8 protein-coding genes and 4 pseudogenes are annotated in these 7060 nt (G+C 66.5%); 3 read left to right on the top strand and 9 right to left on the bottom strand.

All coding sequences use genetic code 11. The features are described 5' to 3' along the window. Positions 1-422: 422 nt before the first annotated feature. From ACFYOH_RS44235 to ACFYOH_RS44195, 9 genes and pseudogenes are all read right to left on the bottom strand, one after another. Positions 423-620 (bottom strand): transposase, encoded by a 198-nt coding sequence (locus ACFYOH_RS44235; protein WP_388637891.1) that lies wholly within the window; start codon positions 618-620, stop codon positions 423-425. Between the two features lie 18 nt (positions 621-638). Continuing rightward, positions 639-1013 (bottom strand): annotated as a pseudogene (locus ACFYOH_RS44230) (transposase); the annotation flags it as partial. Beyond that, complete coding sequence (locus tag ACFYOH_RS44225) at positions 1010-1327, bottom strand: winged helix-turn-helix domain-containing protein (protein ID WP_388637888.1); 318 nt, start codon at positions 1325-1327, stop codon at positions 1010-1012. The gene ACFYOH_RS44225 and the pseudogene ACFYOH_RS44230, both read right to left, overlap by 4 nt. A 3-nt stretch (positions 1328-1330) precedes the next feature. After that, positions 1331-1525: pseudogene (locus ACFYOH_RS44220) on the bottom strand (helix-turn-helix domain-containing protein); the annotation flags it as partial. Positions 1526-1594: 69 nt separating this feature from the next. Further along, positions 1595-2017, bottom strand: a pseudogene (locus tag ACFYOH_RS44215) (IS5 family transposase); the annotation flags it as partial. A 233-nt stretch (positions 2018-2250) separates the two neighbouring features. Beyond that, positions 2251-3237 (bottom strand): RimK family alpha-L-glutamate ligase, encoded by a 987-nt coding sequence (locus ACFYOH_RS44210; RefSeq protein ID WP_388637883.1) that lies wholly within the window; start codon positions 3235-3237, stop codon positions 2251-2253. A 74-nt stretch (positions 3238-3311) separates the two neighbouring features. Then, positions 3312-3530, bottom strand: coding sequence for a ubiquitin-like protein Pup (locus ACFYOH_RS44205; RefSeq protein WP_388637880.1), 219 nt, complete (start codon positions 3528-3530; stop codon positions 3312-3314). Between the two features lie 183 nt (positions 3531-3713). Further along, positions 3714-4586, bottom strand: a complete 873-nt coding sequence (locus ACFYOH_RS44200; RefSeq protein ID WP_388637886.1) for a Tn3 family transposase — start codon at positions 4584-4586, stop codon at positions 3714-3716. A gap of 78 nt (positions 4587-4664) precedes the next feature. Beyond that, positions 4665-4871: pseudogene (locus ACFYOH_RS44195) on the bottom strand (transposase); the annotation flags it as partial. 413 nt (positions 4872-5284) lie between these two features. On the opposite strand from ACFYOH_RS44195, the gene ACFYOH_RS44190 reads away from it, so the two are divergent. The 3 genes from ACFYOH_RS44190 to ACFYOH_RS44180 all read left to right on the top strand — a co-directional run bounded on the left by ACFYOH_RS44190 (position 5285) and on the right by ACFYOH_RS44180 (position 6954). Beyond that, positions 5285-6277 carry a zinc-binding alcohol dehydrogenase gene (locus tag ACFYOH_RS44190; protein ID WP_388637877.1) on the top strand — a complete coding sequence of 331 codons (993 nt, stop codon included), beginning with the start codon at positions 5285-5287 and terminating at the stop codon, positions 6275-6277. Between the two features lie 153 nt (positions 6278-6430). Further along, positions 6431-6829, top strand: coding sequence for a 6-pyruvoyl tetrahydropterin synthase family protein (locus ACFYOH_RS44185; protein WP_388637874.1), 399 nt, complete (start codon positions 6431-6433; stop codon positions 6827-6829). Next, positions 6826-6954 carry a hypothetical protein gene (locus ACFYOH_RS44180; RefSeq protein ID WP_388637871.1) on the top strand — a complete coding sequence of 43 codons (129 nt, stop codon included), beginning with the start codon at positions 6826-6828 and terminating at the stop codon, positions 6952-6954. The genes ACFYOH_RS44185 and ACFYOH_RS44180 overlap by 4 nt, the downstream gene beginning before the upstream one ends. Positions 6955-7060 lie beyond the last annotated feature (106 nt).

The raw sequence follows: 7060 nt of genomic DNA, 5'->3' as shown, positions 1-7060 counted from the left end.
ACCTCCTGATACATACGCTCCGACGACCCCAACGGAACGTTCATACCAGTCAGAAATACAACGATCCCGTTGTACCAAGGCTCCTCCTGCACGAAACGCACCCTCCACTCGGAACGTGACCGGCCACGCACGGACCCGCATTAGCCCGCACACCGCACCACCACCCGCGCCACCGCAGCCCGCGGCCTGAACCGACAGGCAGCGAACAACCCAGCCCGCGCACTGCAGCCGGTCCAGCACACCGCAGCCGGCCCAGCGTGGTGCGGGCGGTCCGGTGAGGCTCAGGCCCTCCGGACCGCACCGATGCTCGCATTGTCACGTATGTATACGTGTTAGATAACACCCGGAGGATCTTCACGAGGCGACCGGACACGGGAAGTCGGGAACGTCACACGTCACGTGATCGGGTGAGAGGGCTGTTACTACTGATCTTTTCGTAAGTTCGGTGGGTGTGGTGGGCGGATGGTCAGGCCGGTATGGGCGAGGAATGACCATGGCAGTCGGGGGTTGGTGTTGATGCGGTGGATGCCTTGCTCGGTGGCGCCGGCGACATCGGCGAGGTGGTCGCCGGCGAGGTTGGCGAGTTCACGCTTCTTGAGCGAGGACCACAGCAGTTCCACCGGGTTCAGCTCGGGAGCGTAGGCGGGTAATCGTTCCAGGGTGAGTCAGTCCTGTTCGGCGACCCAGGCCCGCATCGCCCGGCTCCAGTGGGCGGACAGGCCGTCCCAGACCTGGACCACTCGCTCGCCGCGGTAGAACACCTTCATCTGCTCCAGGACCTCGATGAGTCCGGCGGTGTCGTAGCTGCCGGGCTTGAGGTGGAAGCACAGGCGGGCCCCGCGATCGGGGTCGGTGGAGTGGTAGCCCAAGGCCCCGGCCATCGACGCACGCTTCCAGTTCAGGCGGTGCCGCAGGAGCGGAGTCCGCCCTCGGGGCGAGTAGGTGCGGCGGATCTGAGGGAGCAGGGAGACGCCTGATTCGTCGAGGAAGACGATCCAGGCACGTGTGTTCACGGCCCCTTTTTGATGCGGGGCCACTCGTGCGCGATCCAGCGGGCGATCTCCGATTCGTCCCGTTCGACCGCCCTCCGCTCGGGCCGTTGCAGGCTCCATCCGAGCCGGCCGGTCAGCAGCCGCCATACCGACGCCCTCGACAACACCACCCCCGTTGTCCGGGTGACGACCGCGCCGACTCGTTCCAGGGTCCACAGGTCGGCCTCGAAACCATGAGCCTGGGCACCTTGCTCCAACGCGGCCCGGACCATCTCGACCTGGGTGTCGTCCAGCTTGGGTGGGCATCCGGTGGCTGCCCGTCGCCGCAGGGCCAAAGCACCGCCTTGCTCCCACACCCGCCGCCAACGCCGCACACTCTCGGCACACACCCCCACCGCCCTCGCGATCTCCGCATTCGAGACGCCGTCCTCGAACAACTCGACTGCCCGAACACGACGCGACTCCGCCAACTGAGGCCGCGACAAAGGAGGAAGGGAGGAGCCGGCAACCGAAGGGGAAGGTCGATAAGCCACGCCGCCAGCCTCCCACCCACACGGCCACCACACCCACCGAACTTACGAAAAGATCAGTAAGAAGTCGTCTCATTTGGTGAGTCGGCGGTAGCAGATGAGGGTGCAGGCGATGCTGGTGAAGGCCAGGAAGTGCTCGGCTTTGCGTTCGTAGCGGCGGTGCAGTCGACGGCAGCCGGCGAGCCAGGCCATGGTGCGTTCGATCGTCCAGCGGTGCCGGCCAAGTCGCTGAGAGGACTCGATGCCTTTGCGGGCGATCCGGTGGGTGATTCCGCGTAAGCGGAGCCAACGTCGCAGGTGGTCGTAGTCGTAGCCCTTGTCGGCGTGCAGCTTGGCGGGTCGGCGTCGGCGCGGTCCGCGGCGGGAACGGATCGGCGGGATGCCTCGCACGAGGGGTTCGAGGGCTTGGCTGTCGTGCAGGTTCGCGCCAGAGATACCGATGGAGAGGGGCAGACCGGTCCGCTCGGTGATCAAGTGGATCTTCGACCCTTGCGTACACCTCGCCCCGGTGGCCGGATTGGTCCGACGCAGGTCGCGGTGATCACGGTAGGGGCTCTGCCGCAGTAAATCCGGCATTTACCGCGGCATACCCCTGTCGAACGACAGGGGTATGCCTGTCCCGGCGGATCCTTGGTTGACGTCTGGTTCGGGAAGAATCTGATCACGGCCTTCCTGAACCTGGGGCAGGGCCTCGACCACCCGTGCCCTCGCCAGGGTTCGTCAGCCATTCACTTACACACAGCGGAAAGCTTCGTGCGGAGATAAGAGGAGTACGCCCGGGTCTTCTCCTCGGCGAAGGCCCCGCTCCCGATGGCTGGACTGGAGCTGACTTCCAACAGATACCACTGCCGCGTCTGCCGGTCCTGCACCACATTGACGCCCGCGATCTCGCAGCCCATGAGCACAGCTGCCCGGACGGCCATCCCCAGTAGCTCTGCATCGAAGGTCTCCACCTCGAACAACGTGGCGTGTCCGCCCTGCTCGGTGTTAGTGAGATGAGAGCCGTCGGTGTTGCAGCGGTGCATGACGACCGGCACGTCCCGTCCGAACACCAAAATCCGGAAGGTGCCGTTGTTGGGGATGAACTGCTGAGCGAGGAAGCCTGCCTTCACGTGGGCGGGGTCCTCGACGTACCGCAGGAAGTCGATCTCGGACTTGACCAAAAAGTTCAGCCGCCCGCCCCCGGCGTTCATCGCCTTCAGTATGAACGGCAGGCCCAGCCGGTCGGCGAGGTCTGCGAAGGAGCCGCTCAGCAGCCGCCTTGGCAGATAGAACGTGGCGGGCACCGGCAACTCGTCCTGCGCGAGGACCATCAACTGGTAGAGCTTGGTCGGCGCGCTGATGCTGGCCGCGCTGATCGGCGGCCGCTGCCGGTGCTCCAAGTATGCGGAGACGGAACTCAGCAGCGTGGCCGTCGGACGCGGATAGGAGGCGATCTGGATCAGCCCGAACTCCGCCAGATCCCGGCCCCCGATCGTCTCGTACACGCGGGTTCTGCCAGTCTCGACCGAGAAAGCGATGTCCTCGATCCCGCAGAAGAAGGTCTTGAACTCGTCTCCGAGCTCCAGACCGGCGGACACGGCGTACTCGGGCTGGAATACCTCACCGTTGACGATCAGCAGATCCCCGCTCGATTCCACCGGCCCGCTCGTTGCGATGTCCCTGCGCAGCGAGCGACGCAACCGGTCAATGACTCGACGGGCGATTCCAGTCAATAGTGCCAATTCCGACGTGGGGCGCAGTCCCTGTGACGCAGATCCTTCCCTGCACGCTTCCGGGACGGGCACGCCTACTGGCCGCCCTTCTGCACGAAACCACGGACGAAATCCTGGGCGTTGACCTCCTCATCGAGGCCGTCCCTCTTGAGGAGGTCGTCAATTTCGTCGAGCAGATCATCAGTGTCCGATGAAACCTTCGAATCGCGCGCCGCGGGCTGGCCCCCAACCTCAGCCGGCACGTCCTCATCGCGGGAGTCCTCCTGACGGCGGTGCTCTTCCCTACGCTGCACGACTCAGCTCCCTCCCCCGCGCGGAGTGAAACCCCACTCGACGCGGAACCCGGGCCCTTACGGCCACTGCCTCACTATCCTTAACTACAACGGACGGCGGGTCCGCTCGGGTTCATATGAAGCGCAAGCTCGGACCGGCCGTGCCGTGCGCGGGCTCACCGTCCTCGCTCGAACCTGTGTGTATCAGCGCGCCCGCAACCACTCGGTCAGCGCGCCGGGGCCCGACCGCCCGGTCACCGCAAAGGGCCGTCCGAAGCCACAGGAGGTGGCTTCGGACGCCCCCTTCCGACTGTAGCGACCAAGGTCAGCGACAGATGAGGCGATCGCTCCGGCTGAACGCGGCCGCGGCACTCCGACCGGCAGCCTGAGGTCGAGCCGCTTGTCCATGTCCAGGCGGAAGGTGCCGTACGGGTTTACGTTTGACCAGAACAGCGCGGTCAGGCCGCGCCGGTCCTCGTCGGTGAGCTCCTTCGCCCACTTCGGATCGGCCAGGACCTGCTGGAGCAACAGCATATTGACGTGTACAAGACTGGACTGGAGCAGGTGCAGCGCGAGCATCGACGTCTCGGCGTGTTCCTTGTCCGGGCCAGTCAGGGCGCCGTCCTTGCCGTAGTGCAGCACGGTGTTCGCGCTGTTCCAGTTCTCCACGACCTGGAGGCCGCCGTGGATCGCCCGGCGCACATCGGGGCTAGCGAGATAGTCACAGGCGAAGACCGTGCGCACGGCGCGGCCGAGTTCTTCGAGGGCCTGATAGGTGGGGTGCTTGGGGACTCCGCGGGTGAAGCGCCGTAGCACCTGCTCGGCCTCCGCCGTCCCCAGGCGGAGCGCGGTGGCGTACTTGACCATCTGGTCGTACTGCTGCTCGATCAGGTCCCAGCGGATCGGCCGGGTCAGCGAGCCGCCGAGCGCCGGCCAGCCGGGCGGGGCGTCGTCCGGACGGTACAGGCGGATGCTGCCGATGTTCTTCAATCTCGGTAGCAGGCGGAAGCTGAGCAGCTCGGTGAAGGCGAACCCGACCACTGAGGCACCGTGCGTGTCGACGTAGTTGCCCTCGATCTCGCTTCATAATGGATCACTTGCAGCTCGAGGGCTAATTGACACTTTCGGCCCTCATGTCGGATCCGTGGCTCGAGGTTATGTTTGACGGCCTGGTAGGTGGGGGCGGTGTCCGTCGAGGCTGAGCATGGCGAGGGCTATGAGAGTACTCGGGTCCTTGAAGCCGAACGCGACGCGGGTGATCAGCCGAATCTTGGCGTTCAAGTTCTCGACGAGTCCGTCGCTCAGCCCGTGCTCGGCGACGGCGAGGATGGCGTCCCAGTGTTTGACGATGGCACGCTGTAACGCGGGAGCGTCACCGGCGACGAGCTCTTCGAAGGAGTCCACGACCAGCGTCGTCACCCCGCCCACCAGCGTCGCCCGGTCGAGGGTGACCCGGTTGGCCGGGCCGAAGGAGCGCAGCTGGGAGCGGTGCAGCGCCCGGGAGAGCAGGGCCAAGGTCGCGATCGCGAAGGTGAGCCCCGTCAGCCAGTCGGCCAGCCCCAAGCCGGTCGCGGAGCCGAGCAGGGCCAGCGACAGGATGTGTACGCCCGCTCCCACGGCGGTCTCCTGCTGGACCAGCGTGGCTTCGTAAGTAATGTTCAGGCCCACCGCACGTCCTCCCGCCGAGTGACAGAGTCGATCAAGGCCGCGTACTGTACGCGGCCTGTGCATATGTCGGTACGTGAACCACTTCCCAATCGTTGAGGAGGATGCCGATGAACCGCTCCGCGCGTGCGTTCTGGCTGCGCTCGCCGGGTCACGGAGAGATCCGCGACGTCACCCTCTCAGGGCCGGCTGAGGGCGAGGTACTGGTGCGTTCTGTCTGCTCGGGAGTGAGCCGCGGCACGGAGACGCTTGTCTTCCGCGGCGGCGTCCCGGCAGGCCAGCGCACCGTGATGCGGGCGCCGTTCCAGGAGGGCGACTTCCCCGGACCGGTCAAGTACGGTTACCTCAACGTCGGGGTCGTGGAGGAGGGACCCGCTGCGCTGCTCGGCCGTACGGTCTTCTGCCTGTATCCGCACCAGACGCGTTACGTCGTTCCGGTGAGCGCCGTGACACCGGTGCCGGACGGAGTTCCCGCCGAACGGGCGATCCTCGCCGGGACCGTCGAGACCGCCGTGAACGCCCTGTGGGACGCCGCCCCGCTGATCGGCGACCGGATTGCGGTGGTCGGCGGTGGCATGATCGGCTGCTCGGTGGCCGCGCTGCTAGCCCGCTTCCCCGGCGTACGCCTGCAGTTGGTCGACGCCGACCCGGCGCGGGCGAACACGGCCAAGGTGCTCGGCGTCGGATTCGCCTCGCCCGAGGACGCGCTCGGCGACTGCGACCTGGTCGTCCACGCCAGCACCACCGAGCAGGGCCTGACCCGTTCGCTGGAACTCCTCGCCGCCGAGGGCATAGTCCTCGAACTGAGCTGGTACGGCGACCGACGCGTCCGCCTGCCGCTCGGCGAGAACTTCCACTCCCGCCGGCTCACCGTCCGCAGCAGCCAGGTCGGCACCGTCTCCCCAGCCCGCCGCTCCAGCCGCACCTACGCCGACCGGCTGGCCCTCGCCCTCGACCTGCTCGCCGACCCGGCGCTGGACGCGCTGGTCACCGGGGAGAACGCCTTCGAAGAACTCCCGGACATGATGCCGAGGCTGGCGTCGGGCGAAATCCCGGCCCTGTGCCACCGGGTCAGGTACACGGATCCCGGCCACACCGCCTGACACACCCGTTCGCCCCCCCCGCACGACAGGCGGCCTCACCTCTGAACAGAGTGAGACCCCACTGAACGCAGGGAAGCGAACAGCCCTATCAAAGAACATCCCCCGGCAGGGATCAGCCGGGGACCAGACGCGCCGCACCTGGAGGTTCATCCGTTGTTCAGCATCACCGTCCGCGATCACATCATGATCGCCCACAGCTTCCGCGGCGACGTGTTCGGGCCCGCGCAGCGACTGCACGGCGCCACGTTCCTCGTGGACGCCACGTTCTACCGCGAGCAGCTGGACGACGACAACATCGTCGTCGACATCGGCCTGGCCACGGGGGAACTGGGCGCAGTTGTCGGCGACCTGAACTACCGCAACCTCGACAACGAGCCCGACTTCGCCGGCATCAACACCTCCACGGAGTTCCTCGCGAAGGTCATCGCGGACCGGCTCGCCGAGCGGATCGAGAAGGGGGCCCTGGGCGAGGGTGCCCGGGGCCTAGCGGGCCTGACCGTCACCCTGCACGAGTCGCACGTCGCCTGGGCGAGTTACGAGCGTGACCTGTGACCGACACGACTGTCGACCGGGGGGCCGCTCTGACCGGCGTGCCCGCGCAGCGCGCCGCCGCCCCTGCGAACCTCAAGATCACGCTCATGTCCCTGCGCACCGTGCACTTCGTCATCAGGGCTTGATCAAGTGCCTTAGCTTGGCGTTTAACCTCGCGGGTCACTCGTCCTGCTGACCTGCGGTTCTTCACGGGACAGCGGAGACGGCCGTTCTCCACGCTTCGAGATGTCG

Source organism: Streptomyces sp. NPDC007856, assembly GCF_042868225.1.
Taxonomy (GTDB): domain Bacteria; phylum Actinomycetota; class Actinomycetes; order Streptomycetales; family Streptomycetaceae; genus Streptomyces.
Note: the sequence above shows the minus strand (reverse complement) of the source record. Positions and strands in the feature narration are given on the sequence as shown.